General features: G+C 72.4%; 12 protein-coding genes and 1 pseudogene. 5 read left to right on the top strand and 8 right to left on the bottom strand.

The window, feature by feature from the left end; genetic code table 11:
- Nucleotides 1-8: 8 nt before the first annotated feature.
- From Afe05nite_RS31755 to Afe05nite_RS31745, 3 genes and pseudogenes are all read right to left on the bottom strand, one after another.
- The gene (locus Afe05nite_RS31755; RefSeq protein ID WP_203820946.1) at nucleotides 9-1,193 is read right to left on the bottom strand and encodes an ABC transporter permease; all 1,185 of its coding nucleotides are present in this window, start codon (nucleotides 1,191-1,193) and stop codon (nucleotides 9-11) included.
- Between the two features lie 2 nt (nucleotides 1,194-1,195).
- Nucleotides 1,196-1,870: pseudogene (locus Afe05nite_RS31750) on the bottom strand (ABC transporter ATP-binding protein); the annotation flags it as partial.
- Entirely contained in the window at nucleotides 1,867-3,231 is a 1,365-nt protein-coding gene (locus Afe05nite_RS31745) for an efflux RND transporter periplasmic adaptor subunit (RefSeq protein ID WP_239118329.1), read from the bottom strand. The gene Afe05nite_RS31745 and the pseudogene Afe05nite_RS31750, both read right to left, overlap by 4 nt.
- 148 nt (nucleotides 3,232-3,379) lie before the next feature.
- Between Afe05nite_RS31745 and Afe05nite_RS31740 the strand changes: the two genes are divergently transcribed.
- Nucleotides 3,380-3,562 (top strand): hypothetical protein, encoded by a 183-nt coding sequence (locus Afe05nite_RS31740; protein ID WP_203820943.1) that lies wholly within the window; start codon nucleotides 3,380-3,382, stop codon nucleotides 3,560-3,562.
- Between the two features lie 29 nt (nucleotides 3,563-3,591).
- Here the strand turns inward: Afe05nite_RS31740 and Afe05nite_RS31735 are convergent, their stop codons facing one another.
- Entirely contained in the window at nucleotides 3,592-4,299 is a 708-nt protein-coding gene (locus Afe05nite_RS31735) for a L,D-transpeptidase family protein (RefSeq protein ID WP_203820942.1), read from the bottom strand.
- 183 nt (nucleotides 4,300-4,482) lie between these two features.
- Nucleotides 4,483-5,295, bottom strand: a complete 813-nt coding sequence (locus tag Afe05nite_RS31730) for a CAP domain-containing protein (protein WP_203820941.1) — start codon at nucleotides 5,293-5,295, stop codon at nucleotides 4,483-4,485.
- Between the two features lie 213 nt (nucleotides 5,296-5,508).
- Between Afe05nite_RS31730 and Afe05nite_RS31725 the strand changes: the two genes are divergently transcribed.
- From Afe05nite_RS31725 to Afe05nite_RS31715, 3 genes are all read left to right on the top strand, one after another.
- The gene (locus tag Afe05nite_RS31725) at nucleotides 5,509-6,885 is read left to right on the top strand and encodes an acyltransferase family protein (protein ID WP_203820940.1); all 1,377 of its coding nucleotides are present in this window, start codon (nucleotides 5,509-5,511) and stop codon (nucleotides 6,883-6,885) included.
- A 204-nt stretch (nucleotides 6,886-7,089) separates the two neighbouring features.
- A complete protein-coding gene (locus Afe05nite_RS31720) occupies nucleotides 7,090-7,956 on the top strand; it encodes an EamA family transporter (protein WP_239118328.1) in 867 nt (288 codons plus the stop codon).
- A gap of 75 nt (nucleotides 7,957-8,031) precedes the next feature.
- Nucleotides 8,032-9,066, top strand: coding sequence for a GGDEF domain-containing protein (locus tag Afe05nite_RS31715; RefSeq protein ID WP_203820939.1), 1,035 nt, complete (start codon nucleotides 8,032-8,034; stop codon nucleotides 9,064-9,066).
- Here Afe05nite_RS31715 and Afe05nite_RS31710 read toward each other — a convergent pair.
- A complete protein-coding gene (locus Afe05nite_RS31710; protein ID WP_203820938.1) occupies nucleotides 9,063-15,686 on the bottom strand; it encodes a hypothetical protein in 6,624 nt (2,207 codons plus the stop codon). The two genes, Afe05nite_RS31715 and Afe05nite_RS31710, sit on opposite strands and share 4 nt — an antisense overlap.
- Before the next feature lie 828 nt (nucleotides 15,687-16,514).
- The gene (tnpA, locus tag Afe05nite_RS31705) at nucleotides 16,515-16,931 is read right to left on the bottom strand and encodes an IS200/IS605 family transposase (protein WP_203821033.1); all 417 of its coding nucleotides are present in this window, start codon (nucleotides 16,929-16,931) and stop codon (nucleotides 16,515-16,517) included.
- A gap of 25 nt (nucleotides 16,932-16,956) precedes the next feature.
- Between tnpA and Afe05nite_RS31700 the strand changes: the two genes are divergently transcribed.
- A complete protein-coding gene (locus Afe05nite_RS31700) occupies nucleotides 16,957-18,225 on the top strand; it encodes an RNA-guided endonuclease InsQ/TnpB family protein (protein ID WP_203820937.1) in 1,269 nt (422 codons plus the stop codon).
- Here the strand turns inward: Afe05nite_RS31700 and Afe05nite_RS31695 are convergent.
- On the bottom strand, nucleotides 18,203-18,631 hold the full coding sequence (locus tag Afe05nite_RS31695; RefSeq protein ID WP_203820936.1) for a hypothetical protein: 429 nt from the start codon (nucleotides 18,629-18,631) through the stop codon (nucleotides 18,203-18,205). The two genes, Afe05nite_RS31700 and Afe05nite_RS31695, sit on opposite strands and share 23 nt — an antisense overlap.
- Nucleotides 18,632-18,703 lie beyond the last annotated feature (72 nt).

The following is an 18,703-nucleotide window of genomic DNA, read 5'->3' as shown; positions in this document are numbered from 1 at the left end:
TCCGAGCTTTACTCGGTTCGCAAGGCCACCACCGGGTCGAGGCGGCCGGCTCGCTGGGCCGGAATGACCCCGAAGACGATGCCGACGGCCGCCGAGACGCCGAACGCCAGCGCCAGGGACCACCACGTGATCGCGGCCGGCACCGGGGACAGCCGATCGACGGCCAGGGCGGCCGCGATGCCCAGACTCATCCCGAGGATGCCGCCGATCGTGGTCAGCAGGACCGCCTCCAGCAGGAACTGCACGCCGATGTCCCGGGGTCTCGCCCCGACCGCCTTGCGCAGGCCGATCTCCTTGGTCCGCTCCCGCACCGACACCAGCATGATGTTGGAGACGCCGACACCGCCGACCAGCAGGCTGATGCCGGCGATCGCGGCCAGCACCCCGGTCAGCACGCCGAGGATGTCGCCGAGCACGCCCAGGATCTGCTCCTGGGTGACGGCGCTGAAATCGGTGTCGGGATGGCGCTTGACGAGCGTGGCCACCACGTTGCGGCCGAGGGTGTCGATGGTGTCGCGGTCGGGCGCGCGGATCGCCAGGCCGTCGATGCGGGTGGTGCCGAGCAGGCGCTGCGCCGCGGTCACCGGCACGTGCACCTCGCTGTCCCGGTCCACCCCGAGGCTCTGGCCGAGCTTCTCGAACGTGCCGATCACCCGGAACCGCACGCCACCGATGGTGATCTGCCGGCCGATCGGGTCCCGGTCGCCGAACAACTGCTGGGCGACGCCGGCCCCGAGCACCGCGACCCGCCGCCCGGTGGTCACGTCCGTGCGGGTCAGATAGGCCCCTCGGTCGAGACGCCGGACGAACACATCGGGCGTCGTTTCCAGAACACCCTGCATGCTTGCGTACGCCTCCCGCGAACCGGCGCGCACCGTCTCCCCGGAGCTGATCGTCACCGCCACCCGGGACCGGTCGCCGACCACCCGGGTGACCGCGTCGACGTCGTCCATGTCGAGCGTCGACGCGCTGGGCGCGGCCCCCGGGTCGAGCCGGCCGGGCACCACGATGAGCAGGTTCGAGCCGAGCCCCTCGACCTGCTGCTCGATCAGTTGCTTGGTGCCGGTGCCGATGCCGACGAGCGCGACCACGGCGCCCACCCCGATGATGACGCCGAGCATGGTCAGGATGCTGCGCAGCCGGTTGGCCCGCAGCGCGCCGACCGCCACCCGCCAGGCCTCCGCGATCCTCATTCGACGATGAGCCCGTCGCGCATGACGATCTGGCGGCCCGCCCGCGCGGCCACCTCCCGGTCGTGGGTGACGAGGACGACCGCCACCCCCTCGCCGTTGAGCGATTCGAGCAGGCCGAGCACCTGCTCGCCGGTCGCCGAGTCGAGGTTGCCGGTGGGCTCGTCGGCGAGCAGCACCGACGGGTCGGTGACCAGGGCCCGGGCGATCGCCACCCGCTGCTGCTCACCGCCGGACATCTGGTTGGGGCGGTGATCGAGCCGGTGCCCGAGCCCGACCCGCTGAAGCATCTCGGTCGCCTTCGCGCGCCGCTCCTTACCGCTCACACCCCGGTAGACCAGCGGCAGCGCCACGTTGTCGCGGGCCGTCGTGCGGGCCAGCAGGTGGAACGACTGGAAGACGAACCCGATGGTCTGGTTGCGCAGGTGCGCCATCTCGGCCGGTCCGAGCGACGACACGTCCCGCCCGCCGATCCGCAGCGTGCCGCTGGTCGGCCGGTCGAGCGCGCCCAGCAGGTGCATCAGCGTCGACTTGCCCGAGCCGGAGGTCCCCACGATGGCCACGTAGTCGTCGGCCGACACGGTCAGCGACACCCCGCGCAACGCCGCCACGGAGACCCCGTCCAGTTCGTAGGTGCGGGTCACGTCGACCGCGACGATCGCCGGCTCGGCCGAGGTCATGATCGGGCTTCGGCGCCCGGCCGGACCAGGTCGGCGCCGGCCACCACCACCGGCTGGCCGGCGTCGAGGCCCGAGGTCACCTGCACGACGTCCTCGCCCTGCACCCCGACCTTGACGTCGACCCGCTGGTAGCGGCCGTCGCGCACGGTCCACACGGTGTCCCGGCCGGCGGAGTTGACGATCGCGGACGCCGGCACCGTCACCGCGTCCTTGGCCTGGCGCACCTGGAGGCGGATCACCGCGCTCATCCCGGGCCGGGGGGTCGGCGCCGTCATCCCGTCGTCGTACTTGCCGGCCTCCAGGTCGAGCCGCACCCGGTAGGAGACGCCGCCCTGCGCCGACGTGGTGGGCAGCAGGTCGACCGCACGGACGGTGGCCGGGTAGGTGGCGCCGGTGGCCGCGTCCAGCTCCACGGTCGCGGCCACGCCGGACTGCACGAGCAGCACGTCGGTCTCGTCGACCGCGGCGGTCAGGCCCAGCCGGGACACGTCGACGATGGTCATCAGCGGGGTCCCGGCGGCCACGTAACCACCTTGCGGCACCGCGGTGTCGACGCCGGGCAGCGACGTCGAGGCCGAACCGGCGGCCGCGGCGCCGCCGGCCGAGGACAACAGCGAGCTCAGCGCCGACGCGCCGCCGGTGGCCGGGGCCGAACCGACCCCACCGAACTGGACCGTGCCGGCCACCGGAGCGCGCAGGGTCAGCGCCTCGACGGCCGCGTCGGCCAGGTCGTACGCCTGCTGGGCCTGCAGTTTCTGGGCCGCCGACAGGGAGGAGACGGCCTGGCCGAGCGAAGCGACCCCGCGCTGGACCGACCTCAGCGTCGCGGCGGCCGACGCCGACGCCGCCGTGTATTGCTGCTCGGCCGCGTCGACCTGCTTGAGGAGTACGCCCCGCAGGTTCGGGTCAGTGATCTTGGTGGCCGCGGCGCGGGCGTCCCCGAAGGCCGACGCCGCCTGTTTGTCGGTCTTGCGCCGCACGGCGGTGAACCCGGACGTGCTCACCCCCGGCGAACCGCCGCCCCGGGAGGCCTGGTCGAGCGCCTTCGCGGCGGACTCGCGGCGGGCCTCGAGCTCGGGGGAGTCGATGACCGCGACCACGGTGCCCTTGCTGACCCGCTGACCGGCCTCGACCCGCAGCTCGGTGAGGGTGCCGGCGGCCGGGGCGCTGAGCGTGGCGGCCGCCCGCGCGGTGACCGAGCCGGGCGCCTCGACGATCTCGTCGACGGTGCCGCGCGCCGCCGCGCCGACGGTCACGCCGTCGTCGTCATCGCCGCAGGACGCGGCGGTCAGGGACACCAGCAGGACGAGGGAGAGCGCGACAACGCCCGGCCGGAGCCGGGCGCGAGGGGTGCTGGACACAGAAGTCACTCTATGCCGGTCCGGTGAACGGTCGGAGCACGTACACCGGGGCCACGTCACTTGACCCGGCGAGTCACCCTGAGTGAACCGTCCCCCGGCCCCGCCCCGTACTCATGCAGGCAACCGTGACCGTGAAGGACGTGACCAGATGCAGCGGGCCGACGAGCTGACCGTGGTGCACCACGACGACACCGTGAGCCGGTTCCTTGACGTGACGTACACCCTGAGCCGTGCGGGCTTACTGCTGTGCACGGCGCTGGGCGACGAGCGACTCATCCCGCGGCACGACATGCTGACGACACACGTACGTACAGCGAACGCCCGGACCTGACTCGGTCCGGGCGTTCAGGAACTGCTGGATCAGGTGCCCGGCCGCTTGCCGAAGACCTTCACCGTGGAACCGATCTTGCCGAGGCTCCAGTACTTCTTCGCGTCCTGCGGCAACAGGTTGACGCAGCCGTGCGAACCACGCCACATGTCGTGGATGTAGGTGGTGGTCTGGTGGAACCCGCGCCCGCCGATGAAACGCTGCCAGTACGGCAACCAGACGTGGTACGGGTCCGACCACTCCTTCGTGGTCCGCTTGTTGATCTTGAAGGTGCCGGCCGGCGTGCGGTAGCCCTTCATCCCGGTGCGGGTGATCGTCGGCTTGACGAGCACCTTCCCGTTCTTCATCACCCACGTGGTCTGGTGGGTGAGGTCGACGCAGAAGGTCTGGCCCGACTTGCTGGCCTTGCAGGCGGCCGTGTTTGTCGACGCGAGCCGCTTGGCCACGTCGTAGGTCGTCGGACCAGCCAGGCCCGAGGCCGGCTTGACGCCGAACCGGACCTGGAAACTCTTGATGGCCGCGCAGTCGGCGGCGGACTGCTTGCCGTCGGCCGAGAGCTTCCCGTAGCCACCGATGGTGTTGAGGTAACCCTCTACCTGCTTCTGAAATTTACCGGTGGCACAGCTCGCGGCCGCCGCCTTGGTGACCACCGTGGTGGCCGGGGCGGTGCGCATCGCGGCGGAAGCGCCCGTGGGCGCCACCACCATGATGCCGAGGCCGCCGCCCACCAGAGTCGCCATGGCGCCTCCGGCAAGGCGGGCGGAAACCCGTCTCACTCGCAACTTGGTCCTCCCCAGGACATGTGTTCGCATATCGAAGCACAGGCACGCCCGCCGCGGCGTCAAGGGAAGCGACCGTGGCGCGAATCTGTGAGGAGATTTCGGTTCGCGCCGGGGGGAGTTGAGAGGATTTATCGGGTCGATCTACGCCGTCGGCGTCGCGAAGTCCTGAACCCAGTACGTGGTGTGATCACGAGAGATGGCCAAACCGATGCCCATCTGATGCAGACGGCAGTCCAAGATGTTCCGTCGGTGGCCCGGACTTCTCATCCAACCGTTGACGACGTCCCACGGACTGTTGAACCCACGCGCGATGTTCTCGCCGTACCTCGCCCAGCGGTAACCCGCCGCGCGCAGCCGGGCGCCGGAGTCGGCGCCGTTGCGGGACACGTGCGCGAAGTAGGCCCGCCGCGCCATGTCGGCGGCGTGCCGGTTGGCCGCGGTGATCAGCCGCCGGTCCAGCGACAGACTGCCGCACCCGCTGCGCCGCCGGTTCAGGTTGACCAGCGCGAGGATCTGCTGCTGCGCCCGCGCCGACGGATTCGTCGTCACATCCGAACTGGTCACGGCCTGCCGCGCGGGGGCGGGCAAGGTCTCGGCCGGGCGCTTTCGCGCCGGCTTCTTGCGCGGTACGTCGGCAGCCGTGTCGCCCACGTCGGAGCCGTCCCCGCGGCCGTCGTTGTCGTCGAAGGTCCGGGTCACCCGGGGCTTGCCGGCCCGGCCGGGCTGACCGTACCGGCCGGGCTCCGCATGCGAAGCGCCCGGATCGTCGGGGCGAGCCGCGACGGTGGCACCGGCGCTGACCCGGGACTGCGGGGATTCCCCGAAGGCCGGCACGAAGGCCAGGAACCCCGACGAGTCCGGTCTCTCCGACGCACCCGCCGTCGTCGCCACCACGGTCGTCCCGACCAACAGCGCCGACGCCGCCGCGCAGACCGCCACCCAAGGTTTCCGCATTTAGTGAAGACACCTCACCGATCATGAGCGGCCGGCCGGCCCGGTCGCCTCCATGCCCCGGATCAACGGCGCCGGACGGAGAGGGACACCAGGAGATCGCACAACCGCACAGACAATTCGGACAGTTCATTCCTTCGTGGTAAGCCTGTCCGTTGTTTCTCGGAACCGATCGATCGGTGTCTACGGAACTGCCGCGCTGGCTAATTTTTCCCAGTGCGAAACCGCTACCTGGACCTGCTCCGTGCCGCTGCGATCGTCCGGGTGATCGTCTACCACCTGTTCGGCTGGCCGTGGCTGTCGATCCTGCTCCCCGCGATGGGCATCATGTTCGCCCTGGCCGGCTCCCTCACCGCCGGCTCGCTGGCGAAGCGCGACGCCGGCCAGGTCGTCTTCGCCCGGCTGCGCCGCCTGCTGCCACCACTGTGGCTGCTCGGCCTGATCGCCGTCCCGGTCATGCTGATCGTCGGCTGGCGGGCGGAGACCGACGGCGAACACCCGTTCAGCGTCACCCGCTTGCTGTTCTGGCTGCTGCCGATCGGCGACCCACCCGGCAGCGACCAACTGATCGACTGGTGGGAGCCGCTCTGGTACCTCCGGGCGTACCTCTGGTTCGTCGTCCTCTCCCCGGTGATGTACGCCGCCTACCGCCGCTTCGGCTGGGCCGCCGTCGCCGCCCCCCTGCTGGTCATGGGCCTGCTGGACCTGACCGACCGCAGCCTGCCGGACACCGCCGACGCCGCCCTGTGGGACTTCGTCACCTACGGCGCCTGCTGGATCGCCGGCTTCGCCCACCACGACGGCCGGCTGGCCCGCGCCAAGCCGTGGATCACCTACCCCCTCGCCGCGATCATGGGCGCCGCCGCACTCTCCTGGCTGCGCGGCCACCAGGGCGAGGACCCCTGGGACCTCAACGACGTCGCCGAGTCGCAGGCCCTGTGGTCCCTGGCCTTCGTGCTGATCGTGCTCCGCTGGCAGCCGACCATGGGCTGGCTCGCCCGTCTGCGGCCACTCGACCGCGCGGTGACCCTGCTCAACAACCGAGCCGTCACCGTCTACCTTTGGCACAACATCGCCATCGCCGCCGTCTGGCCCGCCCTGACCTTGGTCGCCCTCGACGACCTGGGTGGCAGACGCGGCGAACTGGCCGACCTGGGCCTGGCGCTGCTGCTGACCGCGCTGGCGGTCCTCCTCTTCGGCTGGGCCGAAGACCTGGCCGCCCGCCGCTCCCCACGCTTGTGGCCCACCACCACCCATCGCCGGGCCCCAGCCCCCGACCCGCCCCTGCCCGACCCGCCCCTGCCCGACCCGCACCTGCCCGACCCGCACCTGCCCGACCCGCCGGCCGCCGACCCGCCCGCCGCCGAGTTGGAACCCGCGGCTCTCACCCGGGCCGGCGCCGCGCCCGCTCCGGACGGTCCTGGGGCCGGCCCTGTCGGCCTCGGGGCCCGCGCGGACGGCCCAGGGTCCGGCCCTGTCAGCCCAGGGTCCGGTGCGGACGGCCCAGGGTCCGGCCCGGTCGGCCTTGGGCCCGGCGCAGGCGGCCCTGTCGTCCAGGGGGGTCCGGCGCAGTTGGCCCGCCGCCGGCCGTGACCGCGCCACGGGTGGTGGGGCGTTGCGGTGGTCGGCCGCAAGTTCACTGAAGTTGTGGTCTCCGGGGCGAGGGAGCACAACTTCAGTGAAAAGGGGCCTCGAGCGTGCCGGATCCAGGAAGTGGAGGTCGCCGGGCGGGTGAGGGAGCACACCTCGGCGGCGTCCGGGTGGTAAGGGGTGCTCGGGGCAGGAGATGCTGACCGGGTGAGACGGACTGGGGTACCGGCGCCGCTGCTGGTGATGATGTCGATCGCCTCGGTGCAGTTCGGGAGTGCGATCGCCCGTACCCTGTTCGATGATCTCGGGGCGGCGGGGGTGACGCTGCTTCGGCTGTCGATCTCGGCGCTGATTGTCGCGGTCGTCGCTCGGCCGGCGGTTCGGGGCTGGTCGGGGGCGGCCTGGCGGGCGGCTGGGCTGCTGGGTGCGGTGATGGCCGGGATGAACCTGGTTTTCTACCTGGCGCTGCAAAGTGTGCCGCTCGGCATCGCGGTCACCGTCGAGTTTCTGGGGCCGCTGCTGCTCTCGGTGGTGCAGACCCGCAGCCTGCTCGACTTCCTGTGGGCCGCGCTCGCGGCGGCCGGGGTGGTGCTGCTCGGCACCGCCAACGGGGGAGCGGCACCGATCGGTGGGCTGCTCCTCGCGTTCGTGGCCGGGCTCTGCTGGGCGGGGTACATCGTGTTCAGCGCCAAGCTCGGCGGTCTCGTCCCGGGCACCGGTGGGCTGGCTGTGTCGCTCGCCGTCGCGGCCGTGCTCGTGTTGCCCTTCGGGGCCGGGGGCGCGAGTGCCGTACGCCATGAGCCGTCTCTGCTGATCGGCGCGACCGCGGTCGCCCTGCTCTCGTCGGTCTTCTCGTACGGCCTGGAGATCAACGCGCTGCGCCGCATTCCCACCCGGGTCTTCGGCATCCTGATGAGCCTCGAACCGGCCGGTGCCGCCCTCGCCGGACTGCTCGTCCTGCATCAACGCCTTGGCCCGGTGGAGATCGCCGCGCTGCTGCTCGTCACCGCCGCCAGCGCGGGCGTCACCCTGGCCCGCCGCGACCGCGTGCGCGAGGCCGCGCCGGCCTCCTGAGACGGCGCCGGTTTCTGGAAAGGCTCAATTGTCCGCCCCCGGTACCGAAAGGTCTTACCGGAAGTAGGAGGCGGCGTGCGGTACCAACTGCGGGACCAGGCGGGGGCGTCGCGTTCCGTCGCGTACCTCCTGATGGGTGCCGGGCCGTTCATGTTCGTCACCGGCGTGGTGCTGCCGACCACCCGTACCGTCGCCGGGGTGAGCATTTTCGGGGTGCTCACGGTCGTGCTCGCGCTCGGCGGGGTGATCTGCCGCTGGCGCCCGGAGTGGGTGCCGCCGCTGATGTGGTTCCTCGCGCCGTTCGCCGGCACCGCCCTGGTGACGTTCCTCAACGCGTTCACCGGTGACGCCAGCACCGGCGCCCAGTTCTTCTACCTGTGGCCGGTGCTCTACACCGCGAACTTCCTCGGCCGGCTGGCCAACTATGTGTCCATGGCGTGCGTGTCGGCCGGTGCCGCGGCCGTGCTCTTCCCGATCCAGGGCGCCGATCGGGGCCTCACCGACTGGGTCTCGCTCACCGTGGCGATGATCCTCACCGCCGTCGTGGTGACCTCGCTGCGGTCGCGCAACGACCGCCTGCGCGAGGTTCTGGAGACCCAGGCGTACGCCGATCCGCTCACCGGCGTGGCCAACCGGCGCTCCTTCGACGGCGAGCTGGCCCGCGCCGTCACCTGGGCGAAGCGCGGTCCCGAGTCGATCGCCCTGTTGACCATCGACATCGACTACTTCAAGAAGATCAACGACACCTACGGACACGCGGTCGGCGATCAGGCGCTGCAGGAGGTGGCGGCTGCTTTGCGTACGGTGGCCCGGCGCGACGACGACGTGGTCGGCCGACTGGGCGGCGACGAGTTCGTGGTGCTCCTGCGTACCGACCGGTTGGGTGCCCGCCGCGCCGCCGACGACATCCGCGCCGCGGTGGCGGCGGTCGAGTCCCTGCCGGGCGGGCCGCCCGGCCTGAGCATCGGTGTGGCCGTCCTGCCCGACCACGCCGGCACTGCGGCACAGTTGGGCGCCGCCTCCGACGCCGCCCTCTACGAGGCGAAGCAGGGTGGCCGGGGCCGGACCGCGATGGCCCACCCGCCGGCCCCGCACGGCGTCGCGGTCTAGGCTTTCTCGCCGTGCCGGGGGTACGGGCCCCAGCCGTCCCGCAGTACGTGGATGTAGACCGCCTCCAGCGACACCCCGATCCGCTCGGCGAGCTCCTGGTCGTCCGGTCGTCCGAGTCGTACCGCCCGCGCGAAGTGGTCGAGCGCCTCCATGTGCCGCCCCTGATCGAAGCAGGACCGCCCGGCGTTCTCGTGCACCACGCTGCGCAGCGTGTCCGGTACGTCGGCGGCCGCGGCCTTGGCGAACAGCTTGTCCGCCTCCTTGTAGTCCTTGCGCAGCCGCAAGACGTGCGCCAGCTCGGCCTGCGCGATGACGGTCGACTGGATGTCCTTCGCCGCCTCCGCGTGGTTGAGCGCCAGCCGGCTCGCGGCGGCCGCCATGCCGAGCTCCCCGAGCAGCCGGTAGACCTCGGCCCGGACGCTCAGCACGCCCGCCTTGGCGATGTTCTCGTTCTCCTCGAAGAGTGGCCCGTCCAGCCGTTCCCCGAGTTCGCGCAGCGCGTCCTTGTTGTCGACGACCTCCCGCAGAGTCCCGCCGTCGAGCCGCCAGCGCATGGCCTCGAGGTCCTCCGCGGACAACGGGGCCTGCCTCTCGACCGGCTCCCGGTCCGCCGGATCCTGCCCCGCGACCGGCTCCGCCGTGGCCATCAGCTCCGCGAGCTCACCCCGTACGTCGATCTTCGGCGCACCCTGCTCCGCCTCCGCGCCCTCTTCCGCAGTCTGTTCCGCAGTCTCTTCCGCACCCAGGTCCGGTGCCGCGTCGAGCGCGACGCCGTTGAACAGCCCGGCCAGATCGAGGTCGAGAACCACCCGGTCGGCCTCGTTCTTCACCGCCGGCGGCGGCGGATCCTTCTTGGCGAACCACTGCCCGCCGAACTCACTTTCGGCGTCCCGCTGCGGCTGCACGTCCGGCCCCGACACATCAAGCCGACCGATCGGCCGCAGGTTGTGCAGAGTTCCGTCCGGATCCATGTACGGCGCCGCGTGCGCCCCCGGCCGCCCGCCCTCGGCTGCTCCGGCGGTGGGCTCGGCGTCGACCCCGCCGGCAGGCGTGCTTTGCCGCTCGGCCTGCGCCGCACGCTCGGTCTTTGCCGCCCGCTCGGTCTTTGCCGCCCGCTCGGCCGCCTCGGCATCGGGCGTGTCGGCGTCGGCCTCGGGCGCACCGTGCCGGGGAACCCGTGCCTCCTCCTCGACGGGAGGTGCGACCCCGTCGGCTTGCGGTCGCTTCATCGGCACCGAGACCTGCGCCGCCGAACCTGTTTCCGCCCAGCCCGTTTCTGTCTGGTCTTTGTCGGCTGGGCGCGGATCGTCGGGCTGCGCTCCACCGTGCGACTGCGGAGCGCTCACCTGGTCGGGCGTCGCGTGCGGGGGTTCGCCGACCTGGTTCTGCTTCGGCTGACCGTGCTGCGTGAGAGCCCCTTGCAGCAGCGCCGCGACGTGCCCCGTCGCCCCACCGGTGGTTCCCGGCGCGGTGTTCTGCCCAGGCTCTCCCTGGTGCGGAGGCGCGCCCTGATATGGCGTCCCTGGCTGCGCTGCCGTGCCCGGACCTGGCGTTTCCGTGGCGCTGTTCGGGCCGGGAAGACTCTGGCCGGGAACGCTCTGGCCGGGAACGCTCTGGCCGGGAACGCTCTGGCTGGGAATGCTCTGGGCGGGAGTGGCCTGGCTGGGCGTGGTCTGGCGCAGGAACGCCGTCGACGCGGGCGTGCTCGTCGGCGCGGTGGTCCGTGGCGGGTCCTCCGGCGCGGCATGCCGGGACGGGCCGGCCGGCGCACCGGGCGTGCCGGCGCGCGCCGCGGCCTGATCCACTTCCGGTCCGTGACCGGGCTTGGCGAGCGGCTGCGTCGGAACGTCGTTTCGCGGCGTCGTACCCTGCTCGCCAGGCGTGCCCACGGTCGGCTGCCGATCCCGCGCCGAGGTGATCGCCCGGCGTTTCCCGCGGCCCGCAGACGGGCTGGTCGGCGCCGAGGCGAGCGACGTCGGCCGCCCGCTGTGCGCGGTCCGGGGCTGCTCGTTCTGCGTTGTCGCGGCCAAGCCCGATTGGTCCGGCGCCGCCGCCCCCGGCAGCTGCTGGTCCGGCATCGCCTGCTGGCCAGGTGCCGACGCGGCCGATGTCGCCTGCTGGCCCGGTGTCGGCGCGGCCGGGCGGGCTTCGTCGGTGCCGGCGGGAATCGGCGGCCGAGGCCAGGCGCTCGGATCCTGACCCGAGGGCGTCGGAGCGGCGGCACGCGCCTCCGCACCCATCGCCGGCCGACTGGCCGCAGGCATGTCCGCAGCCGATCCGTGTCCACCAGCAAAGCCCGGCGCCGCCGTCGTTCCTTGCGCGGCGGTAGTTCCTTGGGCTGCCGTCCTTCCCTGCACAGCGGGCGTTCCCTGCACAGCCGGCGTTCCTTGCGCGGCCGGCGAGACCGGCCACGTGCCAGGCGCCGGCGGCACCGAGGCACCCGGCATACCGTGCTGCGGCTGCGTGTAGGCGGCGGGCGGGATGGCCCCGGACCGATGGCCGGGCTCGCGAGTGGCCGGGTTGATCGGCTGTGCGGGCGCCGGGTAGGCAGCCGACGGCGGCATTGCCGCCGGGCGTCCGTCGCCCGGCGGTTGGCCGGGAACGCCGGGCTGGTTCGGGTCGGTCGGGACGATCGGCGGGGCGAGACCACTGACCGGCAGGGAAGCCGGCGGTGCCTGGTCCGGGACCATCGCCCACGGGCCGTCCGATTCGGACAGAGTGACATGGGCGGTACGCGGAGACCGTCGCGACCGAGGTGAACCATCGGACGAGTCGAGGCGGCTGCCGCTCTCCCACGGCGCCTGCATGCGGGACCCGGTTTCCCCCGGCGCCGGCATCCGGGTGCCGGTTTCGTAGGGGGCCGGTGTGCGTGTGCCGGTTTCTCCCGGCGCCGGCATCCGGGTGCCGGTTTCGTAGGGCGCCGGAATGCGTGTGCCGGTGTCGCCAGGTGCCGGCATCCGGGTGCCGGTCTCATAGGGCGCCGGTGTGCGGGTGCCGGTCTCATAGGGCGCCGGTGTGCGGGTGCCGGTCTCATAGGGCGCCGGTGTGCGGGTGCCGGTTTCGTAGGGGGCCGGCGTGCGGGTGCCAGTGTCGCCGGGGGCCGACATTCGGGTGCCGGTTTCGTGGGGATCGCCGGGTTGCGTCGGGGCGGGTGTCCGGGTCCCGGTCTCCCAGGGCGGCTGAGTCGGCTGGTCGGCCCGCATGCGCGCGCTGGTGTCCCAGGGCGGCTGCATTCGTGAGCTGGTGTCCCACGGCGAACCCGGCGCCTGCTGGCCCGGCTGTTGCCGGGCGGCGGGACGCTGGTCCTGGCCGTCCGCCCCGGAACGGTGCCCGCCGGGAACCACCGGCGGGACCGGGGCTGCGGCTGGCTGGACCGGAGACGGCCGGCGCGGCTGCTGGCCGGTTTCCGACGGCTGTTGCGCCACGGCGGGATACTGCTGAGCCGCGGGGGGCTGCCCGCCGGCCGGGCGCCGGCCGGGGGTCAGCGGCATTTGTACGGCGGTGGTCTGATGCTGCGCGGCCGCCGGGTGCTGGCTCGGCGCCGAGGGTTGGACGGCGTCGGGGTGCTGGTCCGGGACCGATGGCCGCTGGCTAGCGGGCCGCTGGTCCGACGACGGGGCCGGCGGGCGCTGCTCCGGAGCAGGCGGGCGCTGACGCGGGGCCTCGGTGGCCGGCGTCGGGCCGGCCGCGGGCGGACTGACCACCCGGGCGGCGGGGGTGACGGGGGCGGGACCGACCACGCGTGGCGGCTCGGGCTCGGCCTTCTTGACCACGCGGGGGGTCGGTGGGGGATCCTCGCGGCTGATCACCCGGGCCGGGGTGGGCGGTGGGGCCTTGCTGAGTACGCGAGGGACGGTGCCCTGGTCCTGGTCACCGTCGGTCTCGGAAGTCGGGAGGTCGAGGCCCGCTTCGTCGGTGGTGTCCGGCTCGTCGTTCCAGGTGGACTCGCCGTCGATGTCCCAGGCGGTGACGCGGCTGCCGTCCTCGGACCAGCTCTCGTCGGTGGTCCAGCCGGTTTCACGGGAGTCCGAGGACCACGTCTCCTGCTCGCCGCCGCGTGGGTCGTCCCAACCCGTGCCGCCGACCGGTCGGAAGCCCCGGTCGTAGTCGCCGATCGCGGTTACCGGCGCCGATTCTCCGTCGCGCCGGGCATGCCGGCGGACGTCCTGCTCCGGGCGCTCGTCGCGGTAGTGCTGGTCCGGGCGCCGCGCATACCCGGCGGAGGTGCGCTCGGGCCCGGACGAAGCGTCCTCATATCCCGAGGTGCGCTCGTAACCGGCGGAGGCGCGGTCTTGGGGCGATGAGGTGCGTTCGTAGCCGGTGGAGGCGCGGTCTTGGGGCGAGGAGGTGCGTTCGTAGCCGGTGGAGGCGCGGTCGTAGCCACTGGAACGGCGCGCCGCCAGGTCCTGCTCGTCGGCCGGGTCCCAGAACGCGGTGCGCTCGCCCATCCGGCCAGCCTGGCGCAGTCGTGAGTCGGTGCTGTCGAGAGCGTCGGGGCGGCGCAGTCGTGAGTCGGTGATGTCCAGTTCGTTGTCGATGGGGCGGCGCAGTCGCGAGTCGGTGCCACGCTCGCCCGGCACGGCCCGCCGGTCGCGGTCATCGGCCCGCCGGGCGCCGCGCTCGTCGCGAGGGTCGCGCTGGTCCCGGGCGCCGCGGACGTCGCGCTGGTCCCGGGCATCGCGAGGGTCCCGGGCGTCGCGCTGGTCGCGCTGGTCCCGGGCGTCGCGAGGGTCCCGGGCGTCGCGAGGGTCGCGGAGACCGCGCTCGTCGCGAGGCCCTCGCTGGTCGCGCGGACCGCGCTCGTCTCGGACACCACGCTCGTCTCGAGGGGCGCGTTCGTCTCGGACGCCGCTGGGTCCGGAGGCGGGACGCCCGTCCGGAGCCGGTGTCGCGCGGCCGACCTCGACGGCTCGGCCTACTTCGGCGGCTCGGCCTCCGTCGGCAGCGCGGCCGTCCTCGGGGCGACGGTAGCGGACCTCGGGTTCGACGGCCCGGATCCCGGGAACCTGCGCCCGCCCGCTCGCCACCGGGTCGGCGTCCCGCGGGTCGGCAGCGCGCCCGCCCTGCGCACCGGCGGAGGCGGGCGGAGCGCTCTGCGGGCCGGCCCCCCGGGCAGGCGGGGCGTCCTGCGGAGCGGCATCGCGGGTGGGCGGTGCGTCCTGGGGGCCGGCCCCCCGGACGGGCGGCGCGTCCTGCGGGCCGGCACTCCGGACGGGCGGGCCGGCGGGCGGAGCGGCTTGCGGTACGACAGCGCGGCCAGGGGTGACCGGCGGACGGGGACTGCTGGGTGGGGCTTGCGGGACCGGAGCGCCCTGAGCGGCCGGCGGGAGCGCAGTGCCGGGTGTGACCTGCGGCCGGGGCGCGCTGGGCGCGGGTTGGAGTGCCTGCGGACTTGCGGCCGTCGTCGGGGGCTGCTCGGCGCCGCGCTTGGACTTGCCCTGGTCGCCGTTCTTCAAGCGGCGCAGCCAGCCCCCCTTCTTGGCCGGCTGTTCCGCTGCATCGCCGGCGGGCGGGGCGCCTTTGCGACCGGTTTTCGGAGCGGGTGCCTCGCGGCCCGCCTTCCGCGGCGCGCCTTGCTCAGCCCACGGGTCGTCGTCCTCGATCCATCCGGCCTGCTCCGGACGGTCGGCATCCCAGCCGGCCGACTCGGAACCGTCGTCACCCCAGCCGACCTGGTCGGAACCATCCGCGCCCCAGCCGGCCTGGTCAGAGCCGGCACCGGCCCGTGCCATCGGCTGGTAGCCGTCGCCGGCCCAAGCGACCGCCTGGGAGCCGTCGCCGTCCGAGCCACGATCGTCGGCCCATTCGGCGCGGTCGTCGGCCCATTCGGCGCGGGCGCCGCGCTGCGGCGCGTTCCCGGCCCAGCGCTGCCGCTCGTCGTTCGCCGCCGGCCGCCCGCCACGCTGAGGAGTTTCCGGCCGCTCGCCACGCTGAGGAGTTTCCGGCCGCTCGCCACGCTGAGGAGCTTCCGGTCGCCCGCCACGCTGGGGACCATCCGGCCGCCCGCCACGCTGAGGAGCTTCCGGGTGGACACCGCGCTGGGGGCCATCCGGGCGCCCGCCGCGCTGCGGGGCGACGGGCCCGGGGCGGCCGCTGTTCCGGCGGCGGGGGGAGTCCTCGACCTGGCCCGCGCGGGTGGTGGTGTTCGGGTCGTGGCCGTAGGCGGCCAGGTCGCGGTGGTCGAAAGGCTCGTCGATGTCGTCCTGGAAGTCGCCGAAGCGGTCGTCGCGGCGCTGGCGCACCTGGCCGGAGCTGGGGCCGGGGGTGCTGGGGCCGGGCGTGCTGGGGATGGGGTAGTCGGGGGCGTCGAAGTCGGCGCCCAGTTCGGGGCGGTTGAAGTCGACATCGTCGAACTCGTTGCCGGCCAGGTTGGGCTGGGAGGTGTCGACCGGGGCGAAGTCCGGGTCGTCCAGCCAGCTGGGCCGCTGGCTGTCGAAGGCCACCTGGGGCTTGCGCGCCTGCAGGTTGCCGCTGGTGGCCCGGCGGTGGCGGCGGGCGGCCAGTTCGTCGACGGCGCCGTCGGGGCCGGCCGGCGAGCCGGAGCGACGGGTCGGGATGACCGGGTCGGGGGCCGTCCGCTTGGCGAACTGCTTTTCCTGGACGACAGCCGAATTGGGCATAATTGAATACTCAGAGTATTCGTCTTCCCAATACTCATCGTCCTCGTAGCTCATGCGGCGGCCTCTGCGGAGGGCAGGCGAAGGCCGGCGGTCGGCCATAGGCCCCAGTACCGCATCGTGCCCCCCGCTCTCGTTCGCCCGGTGCCCGGACAGTCCCCTCCATCCGGCAGTTGTGGAAGGTTAACCACGGTTTTGCGCACTGCGCCAGCACCCTCGGGAGCGCGTCGTACGGCTCGGTGGCGACGCGGTGACCGAGAGTCGGTGGCGGCGGAGCGCGGGCCGCGGTCGACTTCTCGCGCGGTGGTACGAGGCAGGGCGCCGAACAGTTCAAACGTGTTTCGCCGGGCACGGATGGCCGTCGGTGGATAACGCGTGGTCACCGGATTTCGCGGCGTGGACTTAAGCAATTCTTAAACCTCAATTGAGGATCCCCACGACCCCGGACGGGCGACCCAAATCGGACGGCGGGCCGGCCGGCTGGTGGCGAACACCACTTCGCCGCGGCGCGGATCAAGCCACTCCGGGATGTCACGGTGGAGGAGCGCCACGGGAACGTGGCCCCGATCCCCCGGCCGGCGGCCGCCGCCCCCGGTAACAAGAGATGGCCGCCGTCCGCGCCACACCCCACCGACGCACACATCTCGCCTGCCCCCCATGCGCAGGTGTGTGGTCATGGCGGCGCGGACAGTGCCGGGACGGGAACGGCGGCGGGGTGCACACCGCCGCCGTTTCGAGCACCCACCGCTACCGGAATGCGGGCCAGTGCTCCGGCCTTCAGGTCGGGGGTGAAGGCCCGCGCTGGGAGGGCCGCCGGGCCCGAGCAGTGCCTTAACCGGGACGGTTCTGCTGTTCGATGTGCTGCTTCACGACGCTCAGCGGTGCGCCGCCCACGGAGCCCGCGAAGTATGAGCCCGACCAGAGTTTGTTGGCCCGGTAGTAGTGCCGTGCCAGGTCGGGGAACTCCTGCCGTAGCCGACGTGAGGAGACGCCCTTGAGGCTGTTGACCAGCCGGGCCACGGCCACCTTGGGCGGGAAGTTGACCAGCAGGTGCACGTGGTTGTTCTCGCCGTTGAACTCGATCAGGTCGGCCTCGAAGTCACGGCACACGTCTCGTATGATCGCCTCCATCCGGGTCAGGTGCCGGTCGGCGAACACCTGGTGCCGGAATTTCGTGACGAAAACCAAGTGGACATGCATCGCGAAAACACAGTGTCTGCCAGTGCGGATTTTTTGAAGTTCGACCATAAACCGACATGATTCAGTGGTGGTCATGCAACTTCGTTACAACTACCGGGTCACCCCGGACGCCGCCCAGCGCACCGCGCTGGCGCAGGCGTTCGGGTGTGCCCGTGTGGTTTTCAACGACGGACTGCGTCTACGGCAACAGGCACGCGAAGCGGGCGAGAAGTACGTCTCGGACGCCGACCTGTCGAAGCTGGTCATCACCCGGGCCAAGACCACCGAAGAGCGGGCCTGGCTTTCCGAGGTGTCCGCTGTGGTGTTGCAGCAGGCCCTCGCGGACCTGAACACCGGATACCGCAACTTCTTCACCTCGCTGTCCGGCAAGCGCAAGGGCCGCAAGGTGGCCCCGCCCCGGTACCGGTCCCGCAAGGACAACCGGCAGACCATCAGGTTTACCAAGAACGCCCGGTTCAAGGTCCTCGGCAACGGCCGCCTGCGGCTGCCGAAGATCGGCGACGTGCCGGTCCGCTGGTCGCGCACCCTGCCATCCGAGCCCACCTCGGTCACCGTGATCAAGGACGCGGCCGGACGGTACTTCGCCTCATTCGTCGTACAGACCAGCGAGGACGAGACGATGCCGGAGGTCAACTCCGAGATCGGCATCGACCTCGGGCTGACCCACTTCGCGGTCATGTCCGACGGCACGAAGGTGACCGCGCCGAAGTTCCTGCGCCGCGCGGCCCGCAGACTCAAGCGGTTGCAGCAGGCCCTCTCGCGCAAGCAGAAGGGCAGCAACCGCCGCAAGGAAGCCGTGGTGAAGGTCGCCCGCGCCCATGCGCGGGCGGCCGACACTCGGCGAGACTGGCAGCACAAGCTGTCCACGGCAATCATCCGCGACAACCAAGCGGTGTACGTCGAGGACCTGTGCGTCGTCGGTCTCGGCCGTACCCGGCTCGCGAAGTCCGTGCACGACGCCGGTTGGGCGTCGTTTACGGGCATGTTGCAGTACAGAGCGGCCCGGTACGGGCGCACGTTCGCCCGGGTGGACCGGTTCTTCCCCTCCACCCGGATGTGCTCCGACTGCGGCCGGATCAACGACAAGATGACGTTGGACGTCCGGGAGTGGGACTGCCCGTGCGGCAGTCACCACGACCGGGACGTCAACGCGGCGAGGACCATCAAGGCCGCCGGACAGGCGGACTTCAACGACCGTGGAGCGCAGGTAAGACCAGGACTTGTCCCGGCACCGCGCAGTGAAGCGGTAACCCACCCGGACGCCGCGTGTTCCACGCGCAGCGTGGCGGGAATCTCCGTCCTTCAGGGCGGAGAGGATGTCAAAGCCGTCCGTCCGACGTGAAGTGGGCGGGCAGGACCAGCCCGGCCGCTGACAGGCGGTGCAGCAGCGCGGCGATCTGGTCGCGGTGCAGATCCCCCGGGTCGGTGGTGGGCGGGTGCGGCACGTCGAGGGCGCGGGCGGTCTCGACGGCTCGCACGGCGATCGCCGCCTCGACCGACCACAGTCGGTGGGCTCGCATGGCGATGTGGGCGGAAGCGGTCAGCGAGGCGTGCAGCCGGAGCAGGCGGCGCAGGTCGGCGGCGAGCCGTTCGATCGGCGGCCCGGACGGCTCGGAGTCGGGCGGGCGCCGCGCCTGGCGGTAGGCGGAGGCGGCCTCCCACCACTTCGGTGCGTACAGAAGTGCCGCGCCGAGCAGAGTTGGCGTGGCGATGATCAGCACGAGCTTCGCAACGTCCCAGACGCTCAAGTCGAGTCTCCACGACGGCGATGGAGGACGGCCGTCACACTCGACGATGCGCCCGCCGTCGGGTGCCGTCAA

It is taken from the genome of Paractinoplanes ferrugineus, from assembly GCF_016862195.1.
Classification (GTDB): Bacteria; Actinomycetota; Actinomycetes; order Mycobacteriales; family Micromonosporaceae; genus Actinoplanes; species Actinoplanes ferrugineus.
The sequence above is the reverse complement of the archived record's forward strand: the minus strand, read 5'-3'. Positions and strand labels throughout refer to the sequence as shown.